Origin of the sequence: Jeotgalibacillus sp. ET6 (genome assembly GCF_029667115.1) — a bacterium.
In the GTDB taxonomy this organism is placed as follows: domain Bacteria; phylum Bacillota; class Bacilli; order Bacillales; family Jeotgalibacillaceae; genus Jeotgalibacillus.
The window spans coordinates 1-244 of record NZ_JARUIU010000232.1; the positions used below are offsets into that span (position 1 = coordinate 1).

The window sequence follows — 244 nt, forward strand, 5'->3', positions numbered from 1 at the left end:
GAATTGGCAGACGCGCTAGACTTAGGATCTAGTGCCGCAAGGCGTGGGGGTTCAAGTCCCTCCACCCGCACCATATACTATGCGGGAGTAGTTCAGTGGTAGAACACCACCTTGCCAAGGTGGGGGTCGCGAGTTCGAATCTCGTCTTCCGCTTAGATAATTAATATGCGCCCGTAGCTCAATTGGATAGAGCGTTTGACTACGGATCAAGAGGTTAGGGGTTCGACTCCTCTCGGGCGCGCCA

General features: G+C 54.5%; 2 tRNA genes. Both read left to right on the top strand.

Annotated features, from left to right (window positions below):
- The first annotated feature begins 81 nt into the window (after window positions 1-81).
- Window positions 82-153 (top strand) — tRNA-Gly (locus tag P6709_RS20210).
- 14 nt (window positions 154-167) lie between these two features.
- A tRNA-Arg gene (locus tag P6709_RS20215) sits at window positions 168-244 on the top strand.